19 protein-coding genes are annotated in these 23,098 nt (G+C 65.3%); 10 read left to right on the top strand and 9 right to left on the bottom strand.

What is annotated here, in order from left to right; translation table 11 throughout:
* The first annotated feature begins 28 nt into the window (after positions 1–28).
* A complete protein-coding gene (gene mgrA / locus ACP92_RS22665) occupies positions 29–1,063 on the top strand; it encodes an L-glyceraldehyde 3-phosphate reductase (protein WP_013236465.1) in 1,035 nt (344 codons plus the stop codon).
* A 61-nt stretch (positions 1,064–1,124) separates the two neighbouring features.
* Here mgrA and ACP92_RS22660 read toward each other — a convergent pair whose 3' ends face one another.
* The 5 genes from ACP92_RS22660 to dctA all read right to left on the bottom strand — a co-directional run bounded on the left by ACP92_RS22660 (position 1,125) and on the right by dctA (position 6,543).
* Positions 1,125–1,565: a YbaN family protein gene (locus tag ACP92_RS22660; RefSeq protein ID WP_013236464.1), complete on the bottom strand. Its 441-nt coding sequence runs from the start codon at positions 1,563–1,565 to the stop codon at positions 1,125–1,127.
* A gap of 7 nt (positions 1,566–1,572) precedes the next feature.
* Entirely contained in the window at positions 1,573–2,163 is a 591-nt protein-coding gene (locus ACP92_RS22655; RefSeq protein WP_013236463.1) for a biliverdin-producing heme oxygenase, read from the bottom strand.
* Between the two features lie 202 nt (positions 2,164–2,365).
* Positions 2,366–4,162 (bottom strand): methyl-accepting chemotaxis protein, encoded by a 1,797-nt coding sequence (locus ACP92_RS22650; protein ID WP_013236462.1) that lies wholly within the window; start codon positions 4,160–4,162, stop codon positions 2,366–2,368.
* A gap of 259 nt (positions 4,163–4,421) precedes the next feature.
* Positions 4,422–5,108 (bottom strand): GntR family transcriptional regulator, encoded by a 687-nt coding sequence (locus ACP92_RS22645; RefSeq protein ID WP_013236461.1) that lies wholly within the window; start codon positions 5,106–5,108, stop codon positions 4,422–4,424.
* 100 nt (positions 5,109–5,208) lie between these two features.
* Complete coding sequence (dctA, locus tag ACP92_RS22640; protein WP_041311342.1) at positions 5,209–6,543, bottom strand: C4-dicarboxylate transporter DctA; 1,335 nt, start codon at positions 6,541–6,543, stop codon at positions 5,209–5,211.
* Between the two features lie 166 nt (positions 6,544–6,709).
* Between dctA and ACP92_RS22635 the strand changes: the two genes are divergently transcribed.
* From ACP92_RS22635 to ACP92_RS22625, 3 genes are all read left to right on the top strand, one after another.
* On the top strand, positions 6,710–7,963 hold the full coding sequence (locus ACP92_RS22635) for an allantoate amidohydrolase (protein ID WP_013236459.1): 1,254 nt from the start codon (positions 6,710–6,712) through the stop codon (positions 7,961–7,963).
* A gap of 57 nt (positions 7,964–8,020) precedes the next feature.
* Complete coding sequence (locus ACP92_RS22630) at positions 8,021–9,649, top strand: HAL/PAL/TAL family ammonia-lyase (protein ID WP_013236458.1); 1,629 nt, start codon at positions 8,021–8,023, stop codon at positions 9,647–9,649.
* Between the two features lie 201 nt (positions 9,650–9,850).
* On the top strand, positions 9,851–11,644 hold the full coding sequence (locus ACP92_RS22625) for a methyl-accepting chemotaxis protein (RefSeq protein WP_013236457.1): 1,794 nt from the start codon (positions 9,851–9,853) through the stop codon (positions 11,642–11,644).
* A gap of 62 nt (positions 11,645–11,706) precedes the next feature.
* Here ACP92_RS22625 and ACP92_RS22620 read toward each other — a convergent pair whose 3' ends face one another.
* Both ACP92_RS22620 and ACP92_RS22615 read right to left on the bottom strand, forming a co-directional pair.
* Complete coding sequence (locus tag ACP92_RS22620) at positions 11,707–13,164, bottom strand: sensor histidine kinase (protein ID WP_013236456.1); 1,458 nt, start codon at positions 13,162–13,164, stop codon at positions 11,707–11,709.
* Positions 13,164–13,838, bottom strand: a complete 675-nt coding sequence (locus ACP92_RS22615) for a response regulator (RefSeq protein WP_013236455.1) — start codon at positions 13,836–13,838, stop codon at positions 13,164–13,166. Before ACP92_RS22615 ends, ACP92_RS22620 begins: the two co-directional genes overlap by 1 nt.
* Positions 13,839–14,101: 263 nt before the next feature.
* Here ACP92_RS22615 and ACP92_RS22610 point away from each other — a divergent pair, with 263 nt between their 5' ends.
* From ACP92_RS22610 to ACP92_RS22590, 5 genes are all read left to right on the top strand, one after another.
* The gene (locus ACP92_RS22610; RefSeq protein ID WP_013236454.1) at positions 14,102–15,064 is read left to right on the top strand and encodes a Bug family tripartite tricarboxylate transporter substrate binding protein; all 963 of its coding nucleotides are present in this window, start codon (positions 14,102–14,104) and stop codon (positions 15,062–15,064) included.
* 79 nt (positions 15,065–15,143) lie between these two features.
* Positions 15,144–16,250: an ABC transporter substrate-binding protein gene (locus ACP92_RS22605; RefSeq protein ID WP_013236453.1), complete on the top strand. Its 1,107-nt coding sequence runs from the start codon at positions 15,144–15,146 to the stop codon at positions 16,248–16,250.
* A gap of 234 nt (positions 16,251–16,484) precedes the next feature.
* Entirely contained in the window at positions 16,485–18,296 is a 1,812-nt protein-coding gene (locus ACP92_RS22600) for an ABC transporter permease (protein ID WP_013236452.1), read from the top strand.
* Between the two features lie 77 nt (positions 18,297–18,373).
* Entirely contained in the window at positions 18,374–19,462 is a 1,089-nt protein-coding gene (locus tag ACP92_RS22595) for an ABC transporter ATP-binding protein (protein ID WP_013236451.1), read from the top strand.
* A gap of 159 nt (positions 19,463–19,621) precedes the next feature.
* Positions 19,622–20,686, top strand: coding sequence for a porin (locus ACP92_RS22590; protein WP_013236450.1), 1,065 nt, complete (start codon positions 19,622–19,624; stop codon positions 20,684–20,686).
* Between the two features lie 109 nt (positions 20,687–20,795).
* Here ACP92_RS22590 and ACP92_RS22585 read toward each other — a convergent pair whose 3' ends face one another.
* Entirely contained in the window at positions 20,796–21,383 is a 588-nt protein-coding gene (locus tag ACP92_RS22585) for a disulfide bond formation protein B (RefSeq protein WP_013236449.1), read from the bottom strand.
* Between the two features lie 13 nt (positions 21,384–21,396).
* The gene (locus tag ACP92_RS24940) at positions 21,397–21,555 is read right to left on the bottom strand and encodes a hypothetical protein (RefSeq protein ID WP_167578398.1); all 159 of its coding nucleotides are present in this window, start codon (positions 21,553–21,555) and stop codon (positions 21,397–21,399) included.
* 168 nt (positions 21,556–21,723) lie between these two features.
* Between ACP92_RS24940 and ACP92_RS22580 the strand changes: the two genes are divergently transcribed.
* Positions 21,724–22,695, top strand: coding sequence for a 3-hydroxyacyl-CoA dehydrogenase NAD-binding domain-containing protein (locus ACP92_RS22580; RefSeq protein ID WP_013236448.1), 972 nt, complete (start codon positions 21,724–21,726; stop codon positions 22,693–22,695).
* The last annotated feature ends 403 nt before the right edge of the window (positions 22,696–23,098 follow it).

The following is a 23,098-nucleotide window of genomic DNA, read 5'->3' as shown; positions in this document are numbered from 1 at the left end:
TCCGCAGAACATTTCTCCAAGGAGACCCATGAGCTATATCGCCGAACCCTCCCGCTACGATGGCCGCATGCCCTATCGCCGCACTGGCCGCAGCGGCCTCTTGCTGCCCGCCATTTCGCTGGGCCTGTGGCAGAACTTCGGTGGCGTCGACAACTTCGAGACCGGCCGCGCCGTGCTGCGCCGCGCCTTCGACCGTGGCGTCACCCACTTCGACCTGGCCAACAACTATGGTCCGCCAGCCGGCTCGGCCGAGGAAAACTTCGGCCGCTGGATGGCCAAGGATTTCCTGCCCTACCGTGATGAGCTGGTCATCTCCAGCAAGGCTGGCTGGCAGATGTGGCCCGGTCCCTATGGCGGCCCCAGCGGCGCGCGCAAGCACTTGATCGCCAGTTGCGAACAGAGCCTGAAGCGCATGGGGCTGGACTATGTGGACATCTTCTATTCGCACCGCGTCGATGCCGACACGCCGCTGGAAGAAACCATGGGCGCGCTGGCTCACCTGCATCGCCAGGGCAAGGCGCTCTACGTGGGCATCTCGTCCTATTCGCCCGAGCTGACCCGCAAGGCCGCCGCCATCCTCAAGAGCGAGGGCGTGCCGCTGTTGATCCACCAGCCCAACTATTCCATGCTCAATCGCGCCATCGAAGGCGGCCTGCTGCCGGCGCTGGAAGAACTGGGCGTGGGCTGCATCGGCTTCTCGCCGCTGGCGCAGGGTCTGTTGACCAGCAAGTACCTGGGCGGCGTGCCGGAAGGCGCACGCGTGACGCGCGCACCCTCGCTGCCGCAGCGCATGCTGTCGGAGGACAACCTGGCGCGCATCCGTGCGCTCAACGAGATCGCCAGCAAGCGCGGCCAGACGCTGGCCCAGATGGCCATCGCCTGGGTGCTGCGCGATGCCCGCGTGACCTCGGCCCTGATCGGCGCACGCACGGTCGAGCAGCTCGATGATTCGCTGGATGCGGTCAACAAGCTCGATTTCACCCAGGAAGAACTGGCCAGCATCGACAAGCACGCCACCGATGGCGATGTCGATCTGTGGAAGGTGTCCTCGTCGATCACCTGAAGCCGAGCGGCAGCGGCATCGTTTGGCAAGCCTGTACCGTCAGTCGCGGTACAGGCTTTTTTCATGAACGCTCGCCGGGTTCGGCGTCTTCCGCCCGCTCGGGCCGCGACCACATCCAGGCCGCCCCCAGCGCCATGCCCAGCGTGGCCAGCACGATCACCCAGTGGCGCTTGACGGTAAAGAGCATGATGACCAGGCACAGGCTCATCATCAGCGAGGCGCTGATCTTGGCGCGCCGCGCCACCACCCGGCCATGGCGCCAGTTGTGGATCATCGGGCCGAACAGGCGATGCTGTTCCAGCCAGCGCTGCAGGCGCGGCGATCCCTTGCCGGCCGCCCAGGCGGAGAGCAGCACGAATTCGGTGGTGGGAATGCCGGGAATGAAGATCGCCACGATGCCCACGCCCAGGCTGGCATAGGCCAGCAGCAGCCACAGCCAGCGCGTGCGCGCCGGGGCCAGGGTGCTGGGCGCGGAGCTGGCGCGCTGCTCGGGAGCTTCCATGGCGCGATCAGGCCAGCGCGAAGTGGCGGCGCAGCAAGGCGCCGAAGCGTTCGAAGGCGGCGCGAGCGCCGGCCAGCACGGCCTCCTGCACCTGCGGCGAGTCCCCGGCCTGGTCGAGGAAACCGACAAAGCGACGCCACACCACCGCGCGGCCTTCTGCATAGGCCGCCAGGTTGCGCGCGCCGAACTGCTCATCCAGGCCCAGGCGTTGCTGCACCTGCTTGAGCAGGAAGGCCGCGCCCAGGGTCGAGCCTTCGGAGACATACAGCCAGCCCAGCGCCTCGGGCATGCGCACCGTGGCCGTGGCGATATCGATCTGGCCGGGCACGGCACCCAGGTCGGCCAGGTCGGCCAGCGCGTCGGCCTCGCGACCGCGCACCTGCAGGTCGGGAACGGCGGCCTGCAGGGCAGGATCGTCGAAGAGATGTTCGACATCGCGCTGGAAATGGTATTGCGCGGCCACGAATTGCGCATAGCGCGCGCGGTCGGCGAAGGGCTGGGCCTGTTCCATCAGCGCATGCATCTGCTCGTGCAGCGCGGCGGTATCGGCCTTGAGGCGGGCCGACAGGGAAGGGGCGGGTGTGGCGACTGGTTTCATCGGTGGTCCTGGGCGGGTCATCAGACAGGCGTCAGCGGCCACGAAGGCGCAATGACGTGGCGGCTGGCGGACCCGGCCTGCAAGCAGGACGGAGGTGGCTGACTGCAGCGGGCATTTTAACGCAAACGGCCCGGCCCGCTTGCGCGAGGCCAGGCCGCTGGCGTAATGCGGGAATGCGGGGATGCCGGGATGTGCCTGGGCCTTACATCTTGAAGCCGCCCACCAGCACCGACAGCCGGTGCGCTTCATCCTGCAGCGAGCGCGCCGCGGCTGCAGCCTGTTCCACCAGCGCCGCGTTCTGCTGCGTGCCTTCGTCGATGTGGGTGATGGCCAGGTTCACTTCCTGGATGCCGCCGTTCTGCTCGGCGCTGGCATGGGCGATCTCGCTGACGATCACGCTGACGTCACGGATGCTGGCCACGATCTGTTCCATGGTCTGGCCCGCCTGGGTCACCAGCACGCCGCCATCGGCCACCTTGGAGACCGAGCTGTCGATGAGCACCTTGATTTCCTTGGCCGCCTGGGCGCTGCGCTGGGCCAGCGAGCGCACTTCCGAGGCCACCACGGCGAAGCCGCGTCCCTGTTCACCGGCGCGCGCCGCTTCCACGGCGGCGTTCAGGGCCAGGATGTTGGTCTGGAAGGCGATGCCGTCGATGACCGTGATGATGTCGGCGATCTGGCGCGAGGAAGCATTGATGGCTTCCATGGTCGAGACCACGTTGCCGACCACTTCACCGCCCTGGGCGGCGATCTTGGAGGCATTGCCGGCCAGCTCGTTGGCGCGGCGGGCGTTTTCGGAGTTCTGCTGCACAGTCGAGGTCAGCTCTTCCATGGCCGAGGCGGTTTCTTCCAGCGCGCCGGCCTGTTGCTCGGTGCGCGCCGAGAGATCCTGGTTGCCGGTGGCGATCTCGGTGGAGGAGATCTTGACGGTGTCGCTGCTGCGCCGCACGTCCTGCAGGATGCCGGTGATCTGGTTGACGAAGGTGTTGAAGGAGCGCGAGATCTGCGTGACTTCATCGCTGCCGTCTTCGGTCAGGCGCAATGTCAGGTCGCCATTGCCGGAAGACAGGTTGTCCATGGCGCGGCGCACGCGCGAGAGGCGCTGGAACACGGCGGTGGTGATCAGGCTCATGATGCCGGCTGCCACCAGGGCCACCAGCACCAGGGCGATGAGCGCCGAGCGCGAGGCATTGCGCAGGCCGGCGGTGACGTCGGCCTTGTCCATGGCCAGCATGAGGGTCCATTCGGTGCCCTTGATGGGCACGCCCTTGACCAGCTTGGCTGCGCCTTCGAGCATCACTTCGCTGGCCTTGTCATCCGCGGCCAGGGCGTTGAGTCGCTCGGGGGTGAGTTCGGCATTCCATTCCTTGGCCGGCTTGTTGACCCACTGGCCATCGGGGTGGGCCAGCATCAGGCCGTCGCGGTCCACCAGGAAGGCGAAGCTGGCCGGCGTCGGGTGGATCGAGCGCACCACATCGGAGACGCCATCCAGGAACATGGCCGCCGCCACCACGCCGGCGCGCTGGCCGTTCTGCATCACCGGTGCGGTGAAGGACACCATCGGCTTCTTGGTCGCAACGTCGGTGTAGGGCTTGGTCAGCACCGGCTTGCCCGCCGCCACGGCCTGCTTGTACCAGGGGCGGGCGGTCGGATCATAGCCTGCCGGCAGGCCTTCGGCGGCCGAGGTGAAAGCGGTCTTGTCTTCCTTGCCCAGGGTGGTGACGTAGAAGCCGCCGCTCTTTTGCAGCGTCTTGATGACAAACACCGGATCGGCGTTCAACACCCCATCGGCGGCGGCCACCGTCATGGCGGTGCGGGCGGCGACCCATTCATTGATGGTGGAGCCGAAGCCGCTGGCCACCGACTCCGCATTGCGTTCGATGGCGCGATCGTTATCGAGCTTGATGATGAAGAACGAGACCGTTCCGACCACGGCCAGGCTGGCGATGAGCAGGGTGATCGTATAGAACAGGATGCGTGCTTTGATGGAGTTGAACATGTGGAGTCCCTGATGACTGTGTCGTTGTGCTGCGCCGGCTAATTGTTGTGTTGACGTGATGGGGCCGGTGCATGAGTGTGGCCCTGGCGCGCAAGGCCGAAATGGTCGAATACAGCGGGATTTCACCGTCTAATAAAGGCTTGCCGGGGCCGGCGCGGACGCCTTGCATCGCCCGCAAAGCCTTGTGCGGCGCGGGATCGCGGCACGATGCGTGCCGTTGCAGTCATCTATCCGTAACAGCCTGATATCGTTTCCACTCTCAGGACAGCAGTTCGCGCAGCAGATCCTTGCGCGGACCGGCCTTGGGCTCGAAGGCCAGGGCCTGTTCCACATGCAGCAGGTGGTGTTCCATCAGTTCCATGGCGCGCTCGGTGTCGCCGGCGCGGGCGGCGGCGATGAAGGCGCGGTGCTCCTCGCTGGAGCAGGCGGCGTCGCGGGTGGACTGGTACAACATGGTGATGAGGGCGCTGCGGCCGGCCAGCTTTTCGAGGATGTCGGTGAGCACGTCGTTGCCCACGATGCGCGCCAAGAGGATATGGAAGTCGCTCAGGAGGGTGGAGCGCACCTGCATGTTGTCATCCGAGACAGCCTGGCGTTCCAGCTCCAGGTGGGCTTCCAGCCGGGCATAGTCCTCGGGCGTAGCGCGCGCGACGAACTCGCGCACCATGGCCGATTCCAGCGTGCGTCGCACGAAGAAGATGTTGCGTGTTTCTTCCACCGTGGGCTTGCTGACAAAGGCCCCCTTGTCGGGGATCAGGTCCACCAGCTTGTCCTTGGCCAGCATGACCAGGGCGGCGCGGATCTTGGTGCGGCTGACCTGGTAGACCCGCGCCAGCGCTTCCTCGGGCAGCTTGGCGCCGGGCGGCAGGCGTTGCGCCGCGATATTGGCGGCGATGTCGCTGGCGATGGCGTCGGAACTGTCGGGAGCGGGCGCGGAATCAGTCATGGCTGGCAGGGGTGGGTAGATAGGACGGGCGCGCAGGGGCGGCGCAGCACATTGTAACCATTGCAACTGGCCGCAACCATCCCCGCCGCCCGGCTCGCGATCATCCCAGCTGGGCCGGCTTGACGGTCACGCCCATGAGTTCGATGACCGGGTTTTCCTCCACCAGCGGCGCCACGCTCTCACCATTGAGCACGGCGCGGGCGCGCACCTTGTCGATATCCCTTTCCCAGCTGGCGATGACCACGGTGGCCACGCAATTGCCCAGCAGGTTGCCCAGCGCGCGGGCGATGCCGATGAACCAGTCGATGGACAGCACCAGCACCAGGCCCACCACGGGAATGGCCGGGATGGTGGTCAGCGTGGCCGCCAGGATCACGATGGCCGAGCCCGGCACGCCGTGCGCACCCTTGGAGGTCACCAGGGCGATGGCCAGGATGGCGGCCAGGTCGCCCATGGACAGGTGGGTATTGGTGGCCTGGGCGATGAACAGCGCCGCCATGGTCAGGTAGATCGAGAAGGCGTCCAGGTTGAAGGAATAGCCGGTCGGGATCACCAGGCCCACGGTGGATTTCTTGATGCCCATGTGCTCCAGCTTCTTCATGATCTGCGGCAGCACGCTGTCCGAGGAAGTGGTGGCCAGCACCACCACCAGCTCTTCGCGCAGGTAGCGGATCAGCTTGAAGATGGACAGCCCGCTGGCGCGCAGGATGCCGCCCAGCACCACCAGCACGAAGAAGATCACCGCACCGTAGAACAGCAGCACCAAGAGCGCCAGCTGCTTCAACGAACCGATGCCGTACTTGCCGACCGTGAAGGCAATCGCCCCCAGCACGCCCAGGGGCGCCAGGCGGATGAAGAAGGACATGCACTTGAAGAAGGCGTCCGACAGCGACGCCACCAGCGCCACCACGGGCGCGCCTTTTTCACCGATGAGCAGCAATGCGCAGCCGAAGGTCACCGAGATCAGCAGCACCTGCAGCACGTCGCCGGAGGTGAAGGCGCTCACGGCGGTGGCCGGGATCAGCTTCATGATGAATTCGGCAAAGCCGGTTTCCTTGACCTTGCCGGCATTGGCCATGTAGCCCGAGAGGCTGCTGGCGTCCAGGTTGCTGGGGTCGATGTTCATGCCCGCGCCCGGCTGCACCACCAGCGCCAGCACCAGGCCCAGCAGCAAGGCGATGGTGGTCACCACTTCGAAGTAGATGATGGCCTTCACGCCCACGCTGCCGACCTTCTTCAGGTCACTGGCGCCGCAGATGCCCTGCACCACCACGCAGAACACGATCACCGGGATGATCATCTTGATCAGCTTGATGAAGCCATCGCCCAGGGGTTTGAGGTTCTGGCCGAAGTCCGGCCAGAAGAGCCCGATGATGATCCCGCCGATCAGGGCAAGGACCACCTGCCCGAACAAGGATTTGAATAGTTTGCTCACCACTGTCTCCTGGCTTGTTTTCTTGGAAAGTATGGCCAGCGCAGGTGATTTTTTGATTCGCGTTGGCACGAAGCGACTATATTGCATACAATTTTTGAATACAATCAAAAAATCAGAAATTTTCGAGGCCCAGCCTTTCCGGTCCGGGCCGTCACCAGGAGACGCGATGAAAGCCGTTCCAGAGCCGTTCCAGCAGGCTGGCCGCCAGGCCATGCAGTGGGCGCAGCAATTGGCCCAGCACACCGAAAGCCCCGGCATGCTGACCCGGACCTACCTGACCCCGCAGCACCAGGCCGCCGCCGCCGCGCTGGCGCGCTGGATGGAAGAGGCCGGCATGCGCGTGCGGCGCGACAACGCCGGCAATGTCATCGGCCGCTACGAGGCCGCGCCCGGCCATGAAAGCGCTCCCTCCTTCGTCACCGGCTCGCACTTCGACACGGTGCGCAATGGCGGTTGGTACGACGGCAACCTGGGCATCGTCCTGCCCCTGGCGTGTATTGCCCGCTGGCATCGCCAGGGTCAGCGCTTTGCCTTTCCCATCGAGGTGATCGGCTTTGCCGAGGAAGAGGGCGTGCGCTTCAAGGCCACGCTCCTGGGCAGCCGCACCGTGGCCGGCACCTTCGACCAGGCGGTGCTGGAGAACCGCGACAGCGACGGCGTCACCATGCGCGCGGCCATCCGCGCCGCCGGGCTGGACCCTGACGGGATTGCCGCCGATGCCTGGCAGCCCGGTTCCATGGCGGCCTTCGTGGAAGTGCATATCGAGCAAGGTCCCTTGCTGCTCAATGAAGACCTGCCGGTGGGCGTGGTCACCGCCATCTCCGGCGCCAGCCGCTTCATGGCCGAGGTGCATGGCCTGGCCGGCCATGCCGGCACCGTGCCCATGCACCTGCGCCGCGACGCCGCCATGGCCGCCGCCGAGATCGGCCTCTACATCGAACGCCGCTGCAGCATCAAGCCGGAGCTGGTGGGCACCATGGGCCTCTTGGAGGTGGTGCAGGGCGCGGCCAACGTGGTGCCGGGACTGGCCAGCTTTTCCATCGACATCCGCGCCGAGGACGATAGCGACCGCCTGGCCGCGGTGGCCGACGTCAAGGCCGAGATCGACCGTATCGCCGCGCGCCGCCAGGTGCAGCTTGCATTGCGCCAGACCCATGAGGCCGCCAGCGTGCCGTGCGCGCCGCGTCTGCAGGCCGCGCTGGCGCAATCCATTGCCGCAGCCGGCTGGCCGGTGCGCCACCTGCCATCCGGCGCGGGCCACGACGCCATGGCCCTGGCCGGCCTGGCCGACGTGGCCATGCTGTTCGTGCGCTGCGGCAACGGCGGCATCAGCCATCACCCCGACGAGACCATGACCGAAGCCGACGCCGCCATTGCGGCCCAGGTCTTCAGCCACCTGGTCGAGCAGTTCCAGCCCTGAGCCCGGCGCCCAGGATCACCAAGAACAGAACCAGTCCCTACCTGCGAGCTCCCACACATGTCTACCATCACCATCGACGGATTCAACCTCACCGCCGCGCAAGTCGTCAGCGTGGCCCGCGCTCCCCACCTGAAGGTCGCGCTGGCCGACTCCTCCCGCGCCGCCTTGAAGCAAAGCCGCGACTACATCGAAAGCACCTGGATGCACGATGAAGCGCCCATGATGTACAGCTTCAACACCGGCGTGGGCCTGTTGAAGGACACCCGCATCAAGGTCGAGCACATCGAGCTGTTCCAGACCCAGCTGATCCGCGCCCACAGCGCCGGCATCGGCGAAGCTTTCTCCGAAGAAGTCAGCCGCGCCACCATGCTCCTGCGCGCCAACGCCTTCGCCTCGAACTACTCGGCCCCGCGCGTGGAAGTGGTGGACCGCCTGTTGGCCTTCATCAATGCCGGCATCCACCCCATCATGCCGCAGAAGGGCTCGGTGGGCGCGTCCGGCGACCTCGCACCGCTGGCCTATCTGGCGGCCGCCATCGCCGGCTTCGACGAGGCCGAGGTGATGTACCAGGGCCAGCGCATGCGCGCCACAGAGGCCATCGAACAGGCCGGCATCGGCCCGGTGAAGTTCGACCTCAAGGCCAAGGATGCCTCGGCCCTCATCAATGGCTGCACGGCCTCGCTGGCCGTGGCCATCCTGGCCGCGCATGACGCCCGCCACCTGCTGACCGACGCGTGCCTGTCGCTGGGCCTGACGCTGGAAGCGATGCGCGCCGAGATGTCGGCCTTCGATCCGCGCATCCAGCAGGCGCGTCCGCATGCGGGGCAGATCAAGACAGCCGAGGTGATCCGCACGCTCCTGCAGGGTTCCACCCGCACCACCCATGCGGCGCGCGCCGTGCAGCTGCCCGATGAGCTGCGCCGCACCGATATTGCTTACACCGCGCGCATCCAGGACGTCTATTCGCTGCGCTGCGCGCCGCAGGTGTATGGCCCGGTCTTCGATGCGCTGGACTATATCGACACCATCATCGAGAAGGAGACCAACTCCGCCACCGACAATCCGCTGATCTTCCACAAGGAAGAGGGCGAGGGTTTCGAAATCATTTCCGGCGGCAACTTCCACGGCCAGTACCTGGCGCAGGCCATGGACCTGCTGGCCATGGCCATCACCGATCTCGGCAGCATCTGCGAGCGCCGCATTGCGCGCCTGATCGACCCGACCCTGTCCTGGGGCCTGCCGCGCAACCTGATGAGCGGCGTGCGCGGCGTCAACACCGGTTACCCGGTGGTGCAGTGCTCCATGAGTTCGCTGGTGATGGAAAACCGCACCCTGTGCATGCCGGGCAGCGTCGACAGCATCCCTTCCAAGGGCAATAGCGAAGACCACATCTCCAATTCCACCTGGTGCGCCCGCAAGGCCATGACGGTGGTGCAGAACACCCAGTACATCGTTGGCGTGGAAATGCTGCTGGCCGCGCAGGCGCTGACCATGACTGAAGCGCTGCTCAAGGACTTCGTGCTGGGCCAGGGCACCCAGGCCGCCTATGCAGAGATCCGCCGCCAGATCCCGGCCTGCCTGGACGGCGACCGCTGGTTCCACGACGATGTGCAGGCCGCCCATGGCTTCGTGGTCAGCGGGTCGGTGCGCAATGCCGTGCTCGCCGCGATAGGGGAATTCGTCTGAACTTTCTCATGCAGTGATTCTTGGTTAACAAAAACTAAAGTCCACTCCAAAAACCGCCGTTCAGCATGTGCTGGCCGGCGGTTTTGTTTTGCCTGGCCATGTTGCTGCCAGGCATCAGGATATGCCTGATACCAACGACGCGAAGGGAAGAGGACACTACTGACCAACTATTTCTATTTCTATTTCAACGGGGGGAATGCAATGAAACTCAAGGACATCAAGATCAGCGTGAGGCTGGCGGTTTGCTTTGCGGTATTGATTGGGGTGATGTGTCTGATCACCGGCGTGGGGATGAAAAGCCTCTCCAGCATCAGCAAGTCCTCTGCGCTGATAGTGGAAGACCGCTACGAGAAGATCGCCCTGGCCGTCGAAATCCGCGACAACGTCAATGGCGCGGCGCGCAACCTGCGTAACGCCCTGCTGGGCCGCAACCTGGAAGAGGCGACCCGCTACCTCGATCGCAGCGCCGCCAACAGCGCCAAGACGACCGAGGCGCTGGGCAAGATGGAGAAGATATTGTCGACCGCGCGTGGTCGCGAGCTGTTCCAGTCCATCCAGGAGGCGCGCTCGGCCTACAACACGCCGCGCGACAAGCTGCGCGAGCTGATCAAGCAGCAGAAGAAGGAAGAGGCCGTCGAGTTGCTGTTTACCCAGGTGATCCCGGCCCAGGACAAGTATTTCCAGGTGCTCGACCAATTCGTGGCCTTCCAGAAATCGCTGATGGAGCAGAGCGTGACCGAAGGCCGCGACACCACCCAGTCCGCCATCGCCATGATGCTGGGCCTGTCGGCCGTGGCCATCGCCTTGTGCGTCATCGCCGCCTGGCTGGTCACGCGTTCCATCACCCGTCCGCTCAACGAGGCTGTCAGTGTGGCCAGCGCGGTCGCGGCGGGCGACCTGACCGTGCAGATCGGCGCCACCTCCAAGGATGAGACCGGTGCGCTCCTGGCCGCCCTCAAGTCCATGAATGACAGCCTGCACCGCATCGTCAGCGAAGTGCGCCAGGGCAGCGATACCATCAATACCGCTTCGGCCGAGATTGCCACCGGCAACCTCGACCTGTCCTCGCGCACCGAAGAACAGGCCGGCGCGCTGGAAGAAACCGCCTCGGCCATGGAAGAGCTGACCTCCACCGTCAAGCAGAACGCCGACAACGCCCGCCAGGCCAACAGCCTCGCCGCCACCGCTTCGGAAGTGGCGGTGCAGGGCGGCAGCGTGGTGGGACAGGTGGTGCAGACCATGGGAGAGATCAACGACGCTTCGCGCAAGATCGTGGACATCATCAGCGTCATCGACGGCATTGCCTTCCAGACCAACATCCTGGCCCTGAACGCCGCCGTGGAAGCAGCGCGCGCCGGTGAACAAGGGCGCGGCTTCGCAGTGGTGGCCTCCGAAGTGCGTACGCTGGCCCAGCGCAGCGCCTCGGCCGCCAAGGAGATCAAGGCCCTCATCGATGATTCGGTCAGCCGCGTGGACAATGGCAGCCGCCTGGTGGAACAGGCCGGCACGACCATGACCGAAGTGGTGGCCAGCGTGCGGCGCGTCACCGATGTGGTGGCCGAGATTTCGGCGGCCAGCAACGAACAGAGCGACGGCATCGAGCAGATCAACCACGCCATCACGCAGATGGATCAGGTGACGCAGCAGAACGCCGCCCTGGTCGAAGAGGCCGCTGCGGCAGCCCAATCGCTGCAGGAACAATCGACGCGCCTGTCGGCGACCGTCAGCGTGTTCAAGCTCAGCAGCCACGACACCCCGCATGCGGCCGCACCGCGCAAGCCTGCGCCGGCGCAGGCTGCGTCCAGGCCGGCAGCCGCCGCTACCGTGCGCACCGCGCCGTCCAAGCCGGCCGCTGTCCTGGCTTCCTCGGCTTCCCCGGCTTCCCCGGCTTCCACTACGCCCAAGGCGCTGCCGTCCAAGCCAGCCGCGCCAGCCAGCGCCAAGGCCGGCAGCAAGGCCATGGCGGCGGACGATGGGGATTGGGAACAGTTCTGAGGCCGGCAGGGGATGAACTCGCCGCAGTGCCGCGAGCTCATCCCCGTCATCCTGCCACCCCGTCACACCCGCAACTGCACCACACCCTGAAAGACGATTCTCACCACCAGTCCTGATCCCTGCGCCGGTGCATCCAGCGTCACGCTGGCCCGGTGCATGGCAGCGATCTCGCGCACGATGGACAAGCCCAGGCCGGTGCCGCCCGGATTGACGTGCTGGGTCGCGCCGGCTCGGTAGAAGGGTTCGAACACCTTCTCGCGCTCGGCCGCGGGGATGCCGGGGCCGCTGTCTTCCACTTCCAGCAATGCCACGGTGGGCTGCCCCGGACTGCTCTGGGCGCGTACCCGCAAGGTCACGTGGCCGCCAGCCGGGGTATAGCGGATCGCATTGTCCAGCAGGTTCACCATCAGTTCATGCAGCAGCAGGGCATTGGCCTCTATGCTGACATCTCCCTCTTCCTCGAAGGCCAGCCCGATCTCGCGTGAGACCGCCTGCTGCGACAGCTCCAGCGCCACCTGGCGCGCCGCATCGCTGAGCGAGAGCGGCATGGTCCCGCCTTCGGCCGCGCCATGTTCGGCGCGCGCCAGCGTGAGCAGGCGGTTGGCCAGGTGCACGGCGGCGTCGGTAGTGCGCGCCATGCCCTCGACCAGATCGCGCAGTTCGGCGGCGTCCACCTGCTCGCGGCGCAGTTCGCGCAGGGTCAGTTCGGATTGCGTCTTCAATACCGTCAGCGGCGTGCGCAGCTGGTGCGAGGCGTCGGCGATGAAGCGTCGCTGCGCGCTGATCAAGGCTTGCAACCGTCCCATGTAGCCATTCATGGCCTGCACCAGCGGACGCATTTCCTTGTGCACCAGCGCCGTATCGAAACCGGACAGGTCGGTCGGCGCGCGTGACTCCACCTCGCCCTTCAACTGCATCAGCGGACGCAGCACGAAGCGCACCGCGAACCACACCAGCAAGGCCGCCACCGTCACCAGCGTGCCTTGCCGCCATAGCGTGTCGAACAGGATCTTGCGGGTCATGCCATTGCGCCCTTCCATGGTCTCGCCGACCTGGATCAAGGCGATGCCGCGTATGCTGTCGTCATACACCGGTTGCAAGAGCGCGGCGATGCGCACCGGCTGGTCGTGATAGTCGGCCTGGTAGAAGCGCACCAGGGCTGGATAGACTTCCGAGCGCTTGACATCGGGCGGCACCGGCGGCAGGTCGTCGTAGCCGGACACCAGCTCGCCGTTCAGGCCAGTGACCTTGTAGTAGATGCGGCCCAGGTTGTCGGTCTCGAAGCTGTCCAGCGCCACATAGGGCACATCGGCCGTGACGTGGCCATCGACCACCGAGACCCGCTCGGCCAGCGCGCGGGTGGAGGCCAGCAGCGAACGGTCATAGGCCAGGTCGGCCACTTCCAGCGCGTTGTAGTAGACCGAGACTGCATCCACCGCCACCAGCAGGGTCAGCGGAATGAGCAGCCAGCGCACCAGCTGGCTGCGCAGGCTGCCCAGGCGGCGCGGCGTGCCCGCCATCACGTCGCCTGCAGCAGATAGCCCAGGCCGCGCAGGGTGGTGATGCCCACCCGTCCAGGGCCTTCGTGTTCCAGCTTCTTGCGCAGGCGATGGATGTAGATTTCGATGGCGTCCATGCTGGCGTTGTCTTCCAGCGTAAAGACCTGCTGGAACAGCTTTTCCTTGGGGACCGTATGGCCATGGCGCACGATCAGCGCTTCCAGCACCGCATGCTCACGGGGCGTGAGCGCCAGCAGTTCACCGCCATAGGTGAAGGTGCGCGATACGGTATCGAAACTCAGTGCGCCGCAACTGACGGTGACCGCTTCATTGTTCTGCGAGCGGCGCAGCAAGGCCTTCACGCGCGCCTCCAGCTCTTCCAGCTCGAAGGGTTTGGCCAGGTAGTCATCGGCCCCCATGTTCAGGCCGCTGACGCGGTCGGCCAGGCCGCCCCGGGCGGTGAGGATCAACACCGGCGTGCGGTTGCCGCGCGCGCGCATGCGCTTCAAGACTTCCATGCCATCCATGCGCGGCAGGGTCAGGTCCAGGATCACCAGCGCATAGTCTTGCGTGAGCAGCAGGCTGTCGGCGTCAGCGCCGTTGTGGGCGCACTCCACTGTCAGGTGGGCGTCGCGCATGGCCTTGGCCAGCCAGCGGGAAAGTTCGATATGGTCTTCGACCAGCAGGATGCGCATGTTGCGGCCTTTTGTCGTTGTCAGGGTGTTGCCTTGGTCTCCAGCGCGGATGCTAACAGATGGGCGTGGTGCTTTGAACTGCCCGCGCACGGTAACATCGGCGACTGCGGAAACTGCGTAGCAGCGATCCGACATTGAAAGCTTGGCTGAAAGCCGGCTGAAAGGCTTTTCTTGTACGATGCGCCCATATTAAAAAAATCACGTAGGAGACGCATCATGACCCTCATTCCCTCGCTACCGTTTTCTTGCCTGCCCTGAGCGCCATGCTGGCCTCGCGTTGGCGCAGCCTGTTGGCCGCATGCCTGCTGGCGTGCCTGGGCCCGTGCGCGCTGGCGGCCGAATGCATCGTGCCGGCCAAGCCGGGTGGCGGCATGGACGCCTCCTGCAAGCTGTTGCAGCGGGTCATGCAGGAAGAGGGCGAGCCGCGTTCGCTCAAGCTGAGCTACCTGCCCGGCGGCATCGGCGCGGTGGCCTGGAGTTCGGTGGTCTCGCAGCGCCGTGGCGGACCGGACACACTGGTGGCCTTTTCCGGCGGATCGCTGTTGGGACTGGCGCAGGGCAAGTATGGCAAGGCTGTTCCCGATGATGTGCGCTGGGTCGCCGGCATCGGTATCGATCACGGCATGATCGCCGTGCGCAGCGATGCGCCCTGGCGCAACCTGAAGCAATTGCTGCAAGCCATCCGCCGTGATCCGTCGGCCGTCACCATCGGCCTGTCCGGCACGGTGGGCAGCCAGGACTGGCTGAAGATGGCGCTGTTGGGGCAGCGCGCCGGCATCGTGCCGCGCCAGTTCCGTTTCGTCGCGCTGGAGGGGGGCGGCGATTCGTTTGCGGCCTTGCAGGCCGGCCATGTGCAGGTGATCTCGGGGGACGCCTCGGAGGCCGCCTACTTCATGGCCGAGGGCAAGGTCCGGGTGCTGGCGGTGCTGTCCGAACAGCGCCTGCCCGGCCCGCTGCAAGCCGTGCCGACGGCGCGCGAACAAGGGTATGAGGTGGTCTGGCCCATCATCCGCGGCTTCTACATGAGCCCGCATGTTCCCGAGGCTGACTACCAGCGCTGGGTGCGCTATTTCGACCGGATGATGGCTGATCCGGTGTTCCTGGCCCAGCGCAGCACGTCCGGATTGCAGCCATTCGCCATGACCGGCAGCCAGTTGTCGCAGTACATCAACCAGACCGTCACGCAGTACCGCAAGCAGTCCCAGGAGCTGGGCCTGGTGCGCTGACCTGCTGGGCCGCACACGCCGACAGGCGTGCTCTGCAGCCCGGCCAGCCCCAAGCCCTCATCATCATCAAGGAGAACCCATGTTGCACAAACGTCGCCTGAGCCTCGCGCTCGGCCTGGCCCTCGCTTTGCCCGTCACTTTCAGCGGTGTCGCCCATGCCGACACGCCGGCCGGCTATCCGGCCGATTACGCCAAGGTCATCGAAGGGGCCAAGAAGGAAGGCAAGGTCGTGATCTACAGCACCACCGACTCCAAGGCCGCTGAGGCGCTGATCAAGGACTTCAGCGCGCTGTACCCGGCCGTCAAGGTCGAGTACAACGACATGAACTCCACCGAAGCCTACAACCGCTTCATCTCCGAAGCCGCCGCCGGTGGCGCCACCGCCGACGTGATGTGGTCGGCCTCGATGGACCTGCAGGTCAAGCTGGCCGCCGAAGGCTATGCGCTGCCCTACAAGTCGCCCGAGGCCGCCGCCGTGCCGGCCTGGGCCAACTGGAAGGACACCGCCTACGGCACCACCTTCGAGCCCGCTGCCATCGTCTACAACAAGCGCCTGGTGGCCGAGTCCGAAGTGCCGACCAGCCATGCCGAATTCACCCGCCTGCTGGCCAGCAAGCAGGACAAGTTCAAGAACAAGGTCACCACCTACGACATCGAGAAATCCGGCGTGGGCTTCAGCCTCATGACCTATGACCTGAAGTACAACCCGCAATTCTGGGACTTCGCCAAGGCCATGGGCGGCGTGGCCGCGCGGGTGCAGTCTTCCACCGGCACCATGCTCGAGCGCATCTCCTCCGGTGAAAACCTTATCGGCTACAACATCCTCGGCCCCTACGCCCTGGTGCGCGCCAAGAAGGACCCCTCCATCGGCGTGGCCTTTACCAAGGATTACAACCTGGTGCTCTCGCGCGTGATCTTCATCAACAAGGCCGGCAAGAACACCAATGCCGCCAAGCTGTGGGTGGACTACATCCTGTCCAAGCGCGGCCAGACCATCATCGCCAACGATGCGCAGCTCTTCGCCATCCGCAGCGACGTGAGCGGCGCGACCACCTCGGCCGAACTGACCAAGCAACTGGGCGCGGCCCTGAAGCCCATGCCGGTGTCTACCGAACTGCTGGAATACCTGGACCAGAAGAAGCGCCTGGACTTCCTGAAGCAGTGGAAGGAAGCCACCAAGAAGTAAATTATTTACATCATTTACGGCATTTACATCATTTCCGTCGCGGATCGGGTAGCCTGAAGATCAGAGGCCCTCACGCCTTCGATACGACCCTGCGGGTCTACTCAGTCCGAACGGGAGGTTCGTTCATTACCTTGTGTCATTGCTTTGCGGAGTGCGGCCCTGGCCGTCTCCGCGGGCGGCGCGTCGGCGTCGTCCCGCCAGTCCTGATCCATCTGCCCACTCATGAGGCGCAACATGCAAACCACCACCACCCTACCGCGCAGCGAGCAAGCCCTGCCGGCCCGTCGCTTCCGGTTGAACTGGCCGCGCGGGCTGGTCGTGCTGCTGGCGGCCCTGGCCATCTTCGTGCCGCTGCTGCTGATCTTCTATCAAAGCTTCCTGTCGGCGCCTTTCTTCGCGCCGGTCAAGGAGCTGACCTTTGATTCCTACCGTTTCATCTTCGATGATCCAGACTTCCGCCAGGCCTTCGTCAATGGCCTCACCCTGGCCACCGGCCTGGCCCTGATCGCCGTGCCGCTGGGCGGCATGCTGGCCTTCCTGATGGTGCGCACCGACCTGCCCGGCCGCAGCTTCATCGCGCCCGCGCTGATGGTGCCCATCTTCGTCTCGCCCATGGTGATCGGCTTCGGCTACGTGGTCTCGATGGGGCCGGTGGGCTTCTATACCGTCTGGGTCAAGAACCTGTTGTCGGTGTTCGGCTTCGAGGGCGATCCCTGGAACATCTATTCCTTCACCAGCATCGTCATCATCGCCGGCCTGACCCACGTGCCGCACGTCTACCTGTACGCCTCGGCCGCGTTGCGCAGCCTCGGTTCGGATGTGGAAGAAGCCGCCCGCGTGGCCGGCGCTTCGCCGTTGCAGGTGGCGCTGAACGTGTCCCTGCCGATGATCATGCCGGCGCTGGCCTATTCGGGCGTGCTGGTGTTCTTCCTCGGTTTCGAAGTGTTCGGCCTGGTGCTGGTGCTGGGCGATCCGGAAGGCCACCTGGTGCTGCCGACCTATCTCTACAAGCTGACCAACAAGCTGGGCACGCCTTCCTACCACCTCATGGCCGCCGTGGCCGTGTGCCTGGTGGCGGTGACCATGCCGCTGGTGATGCTGCAGCGCTGGCTGCTGCGCTCGGCCAACAAGTACGTGGCCATCAAGGGCAAGGGCGCGCGCCAGAAGGCGCTGCCACTGGGCAAGTGGCGCTGGGTGGCCTTTGTGCTCATCGCCGGCTGGCTGCTCTTCACCGTCATCATTCCGCTCTCGGGCATCGGCCTGCGCACCTTCGTGTCGCACTGGGGTGATGGCGTGAGCCTGCTGGAAGTGCTGACCTTCGAGAACCTGTTGAACGTCTGGGACCAGCCCTCGCTGGTGCGCGGCATCATCAACACCGTCCTGATCGGCGTCATCGGCGGCGCCCTGGCAGTGGCCTGCTATACCGCCATCGCCCTGGCCATGCACCGCAAGCAGGACGGCGTGACCCGCTTCCTCGACTATAGCGTCCTGGTGCCGCGTGCGGTGCCGGGCCTCTTGGCCGGCCTGTCCTTCCTGTGGGTGTTCCTGTTCGTGCCCTCGCTGCTGGACTCGGCCTTGAAGGGCATCGACAACCCCATCGCCCTGTGGCTGGTGGACAGCTTCATCCCCGCCCTGCGCGGCCTGCGCTCGACCATCTTCTCGGTCTGGCTGGCCTACTCGGTGGTGTGGATGGCCTATGGCCTGCGCCTGATCAATACCGCCCTGCTGCAGGTCGGCCCGGAACTGGAAGAAGCGGCGCGCGCGGTCGGTGCTTCGCGCTCCCGCGTCACCCGTGACGTCACCCTGCCGCTGGTGCGTTACGGCCTGGTCGGCGCCTGGCTGATGGTGTTCCTGATCTTCGAGCGTGAATACTCCACCGGCGTGTACCTGCTCTCGCCCGGCACCGAAGTGATCGGCTCGATGATCGTGTCGATGTGGGCTGCGGGCGCGGTGGAACTGGTGGCGGCGCTGTCCTTCATCAACATCACGCTGGTGGCCGTGGGCCTGGGTATTGCGCTGCGCTTCGGCGTCAAGCTGCACGACTGATCCTCTCAACCGAATGGCAGGCGGTGGGGCGCAGCGCCCGCACCGCCTCAATGAGCAACAGCATCTAAGGAACCATCATGACCGAACTTTCCGTCAACGACCTGCACCTGGACTACGGTACCGGCGCGCACGCCAATCCCATCCTCAAGGGCGTCTCCATGGAGCTGCAACGCGGCGAAGTGGTGGCCCTGCTGGGCCCCTCCGGCAGCGGCAAGACCACGTTGCTGCGCGCCGTGGCCGGGCTGGAATCGCCCAAGGCCGGCGCCATCGACATCGGCAAGCGCCGCGTCTTCGATGGCGCGCGCAACTTCGAGATGCCGGCTGAAGAGCGCAACCTGGGCCTGGTGTTCCAGTCCTATGCGCTGTGGCCGCACAAGACCGTGGCCGACAACGTCGCCTATGGCCTGAAGCTGCGCAAGACGCCCTCGGGCGAGATCGCCACCCGCGTCAAGGCGGTGCTCTCGCAACTGGGCCTGGGCCATCTGGGCGAGCGCTATCCGCACCAGCTCTCCGGCGGCCAGCAGCAGCGCGTGGCCATTGCCCGCGCGCTGGTCTACAACCCGCAGGTGATCCTGCTGGACGAACCGCTCTCCAACCTCGACGCCAAGCTGCGCGAAGAAGCCCGCGCCTTCCTGCGCGAGCTGATCGTACGCCTGGGCCTGTCGGCGCTGATGGTGACCCACGACCAGGGCGAAGCCATGGCCATCTCCGACCGCATCCTGCTGCTCAACAATGGCCGCATCGAACAGCAGGGCACGCCGCAGAGCATGTACCAGGCGCCCAATACCCTCTTCACCGCCGAATTCATGGGCAGCAACAACAAGCTGGCCGCCGAAGTGCTCAGCCGCGAAGGCGAGCGCGTCACCGTCAAGCTCGACGGCGGCACCGCCGTGGCGACCCTGCGCGGGCGCAGTGATGTCCGTCCGGGCGAACAGCTCACCGGCATCATCCGCGTCGAGCAGGTGCGCATCTCCGGCGAGGCCAGCGACAACGCCATCCGCCTGCCCCTGTCCACCTGCATGTACCTGGGCGACCGCTGGGAATGCCTGTTCAAGGTCGATGGCGGCCCGGCTGGCAGCGTCGGCCTGCGCGCCTATGCGCCGCAGCGCCTGGACCAGGGCGAGTATTGGCTGTCCCTGCCCGAGCAGTCGCTGTGGGCGTTCTGATTCTGCGCATCTTCCTGCGCTCCTGAAGTCGGGGCGGACGGCCTGCACCGTCCGTTCCAGCTACCGCGCCGGCTCGCCGGCGCATTTCCAAGAAGACGCCGTCCCGGTCCATGCCGGGTCGCGGCGCACTCAACTTCTGCTTTCAACAAGGAGACCTCAGTGCAAAAGAAATACCTCGCGGCCGCCCTGGCCGCCCTGGCCGCCGCCGGCAGCGTCCAGGCGCAATCCAGCGTCACCATCTACGGCCTGGTCGATACCGGCGTGGAATACCTCAACAACGCCGGTCCCAACGGCGCCGGCAGCGTCACCCGCATGACCTCGGGCGCGACCAATACCTCGCGTATCGGTTTTCGCGGCACCGAAGACCTGGGCGGCGGCCTGAAGGCGCTCTTCCAACTGGAAAACGGCTTCAAGCTCGACAACGGCAGCTTTGATGGCGATGCCAACCAGCTCTTCAACCGCCAGTCCACCGTCGGCCTGGAAGGCGGCTTCGGACGCGTGGTGGCAGGCCGTTCCTACTCCACCACCTATGACTTCCTGGGGCCCTTCGATCCCATGGGCTATTCCGCCAACTACTCGTGGGCCACCACCGCTGGCGCCACCGGCAACCGCAAGGATGGCATGCCCACTGGCGTGTCCAACCTGGTGAAGTACCAGGGTGAGTTCAGCGGCGTGAAGATCGGCGCCATGTACGGCTTCGGCGAAGTGGCCGGCGAGACCCGCAACGGCGCCAAGTATGGCGTGGGCCTGGGCTGGGGCACGGGCCCGTTCAGCGTGGTGGCCACCTATGACCGCAACAACAGCGCCACCGCTACCAACACCCCCTATGACCGCGCCACCAGCGCCCACCTGGCCGCAGGCTACCAGCCCAGCGAAGCCTGGAAGTTCAACCTCGGCTATCGCTACTACAAGAAGTCGCTGGCCACCGGTGCTGCCGATCTGCGCAGCGATTTCTTCTGGGGTGGCGCTGCCTACAAGTTCACACCGGCCATGACCCTGATCGGCGCGATCTACTACCAGAACATCAAGAATGTGGCCAACGACGCCGATCCCATCATGTACTCGCTGCGCCTGAAGTACGCCATGTCCAAGCGCACCGACCTGTACCTGAGCACGGCCTATGCCAAGGCCAAGAACGGTCAGCTGGTCGGTCTCTCGCGTGATGATGCGGGCTATGGCAGCAGCCAGTTCGGCATGACCCTGGGCATGCAGCACCGCTTCTGATGTCTTCGTCCGGGGCGGCGGCCCGCGCCGCCCCGGGATAGTCTTGAGCCGTTATTTGCACGGCGCACCTGGTCTGCGGACCCGCTGCGCCGTTTTTTTTTCGGCGTGCTCAGGGCGTGCCCAGCCGCTCCAGCACACTCGCACCGCAGGTGGCGCTGGTGCAGTTGATCATGCTGCCGGACAGGGTGACGGCGACCGTGGCGATAAAGACCGCGCACACGAGGATGCGGCCCCACGGCACGCCATGTTTCTCGTCCGTCGCCTCGGCGGTCTGCAGCAGCAGCAGGGTGCCGGGATACTCGGCGCTCTTGACGCCCAGCAGGCAGGCGATGACGATGATGGCCACCAGTGCGAACAAGGCTGCAAACAGGCACACCGGCTGGCTCAGCATGGCCGCCACCGGTTGCATCCACAGCTGGCGCAGGGCGATCAGGCCGGTCAGCAAGGCCCCCAGCAGCGCCACGCCGTAGTGCGCGCTCTTGACGCCCTGGCAGAGATTCTTCATGAAGCCCATGCCGGTGAGGATGATGCCGGTGCGCTGCAGCATGCACAGTTCACAGGGCGGCACCCGCAGGTACCATTCCGTATAGAGCAGCGCCACCAGGCAATTGCTCACCGCCAGCAGGCACAGGCCATTGAGCACGAGCCCGCCCGGCATGACCGGCTCGCGCGGGGTGAAGACGATGGATCGGTTCACGACGGCCTCCCGGTCAGAGCGAAATCCAGTGCGGCACGCTCACATAGCGTCCGAACCACCACAAGGTCACCGCCATGGTGGCCAGCCACAGGGTATTGCTGAAGGTTCTCCAGCCCAGTGCAATACCGAGCACAGTCAGGAAGGCGAGAATGAAGGGAAGGTACAGGAACATGGCGAATGGCGTTCGTTCAGAAGTCGATTAGAGTGAAAGCTTTGTTCGCTATCGTAGCCCAGCGCCCTCTCGAAACTGCCCTGGGAGGCCTCGTAATAATTCGAGATTAGCTACCTTATTCGCGATATTCTTTCCCGCATGACACTTCTATCCACTGAGGAGACAGCAATGCAGCAACAAGTCAGCATCAAAGGGAAGACCAAGTCGGGGATCGCCCGCGTGGCCGTGGTCGGCACCGGCGTCATCGGCGCCAGCTGGGCCGCCTATTTCCTGGCGCAGGGCCTGGAGGTGAGCGCGGTCGATCCGATGCCGCAGGCCGAGCAGAAGCTGCGCGCAGCCATCGCGCGCCACTGGCCGAGCCTGCAGGCCTTGGGCCTGGCCGAGCACGCCTCCCAGGAGCGCCTGCGCTTTTACGACCAGCTCGAAGCGGCGCTGGAAGGCGCAGACTTCGTGCAAGAGAACGGCCCCGAGCGGGAAGACCTGAAGATCGACCTGTTCCGGCGCATGGATGCGGCATTGCCCGCGCAGGTGGTGCTGGCTTCCAGTTCCTCGGGCCTCTTGATGAGCAAGGTGCAGGCAGCCTGCCGCCATCCACAGCGGGTGGTGCTGGGCCATCCCTTCAATCCGCCGCACCTGATCCCGCTGGTGGAAGTGATCGGCGGTGCGCAGACTTCGCCGGAGGCGGTGCAGACGGCGCTGGATTTCTATGCCGCCATCGGCAAGAAGCCCATCCACGTGCGCAAGGAAGTCAAGGGACACATCGCCAACCGCCTGCAGGCAGCGCTCTGGCGCGAAGCCTTCCACCTGGTCGAGCAGGGCGTGGCCAGCACCGAGGACATCGACACGGCCATCGCCTACGGCCCCGGCCTGCGCTGGGCATTGATGGGGCCTTACCTGAACCTGCACATGTCGGGCGGGGAGGGCGGGATACAGCACTTGCTGGACCACCTGGGCGCTCCGATAGAAAGCTGGTGGGCCGACCTCGGCGCGCCCGCGCTCACCGATGCGCTCAAGGCGACCGTGCGCGCAGGCGTGGAAGAGCAGATGGCCGGCAAGACCTCCACCGACATTGCCGCCGAGCGCGACCAGTTGCTGGTGCAATTGCTGGCGGCCAAGAGCCGGGCCAGGGTGATACCCTGAAAACTAATTTTCTTGGGTCTTCTTCCCAAGGAGGGAGATCCAGAAAAGTTATAGAAACGGATATAGTGCTTACATTGGTGTTGCTCCACTACAGACCGTTCGTACTGAGTAGCGGCGCAGCCGCGTATCGAAGGCGCAAGCGGGGTAGCGTCTTCGATACGGCCCTGCGGGCCTACTCAGTCCGAACGGTTGGTGATGGATGTGGTCATTCTTTCATGCCCGTCCGACGTGAGGAGCATCAGACGCAGTTGGCGCTGCTTGTGTGCGCATCTTTTCCGGCAATGCTTTCATCTGCGCTTTGGCCGCGCCGGCTCTGTCTCGCGCCTCAGCGCCACGAACATTGACGTTGCGCAGCCAAAGACCGTTCGTACTGAGTAGCGGCGCAGCCGCGTATCGAAGACGC

It is taken from the genome of Herbaspirillum seropedicae (genome assembly GCF_001040945.1).
GTDB lineage: Bacteria > Pseudomonadota > Gammaproteobacteria > Burkholderiales > Burkholderiaceae_D > Herbaspirillum > Herbaspirillum seropedicae.
This window is presented reverse-complemented; position numbering and strand designations above follow the sequence as displayed.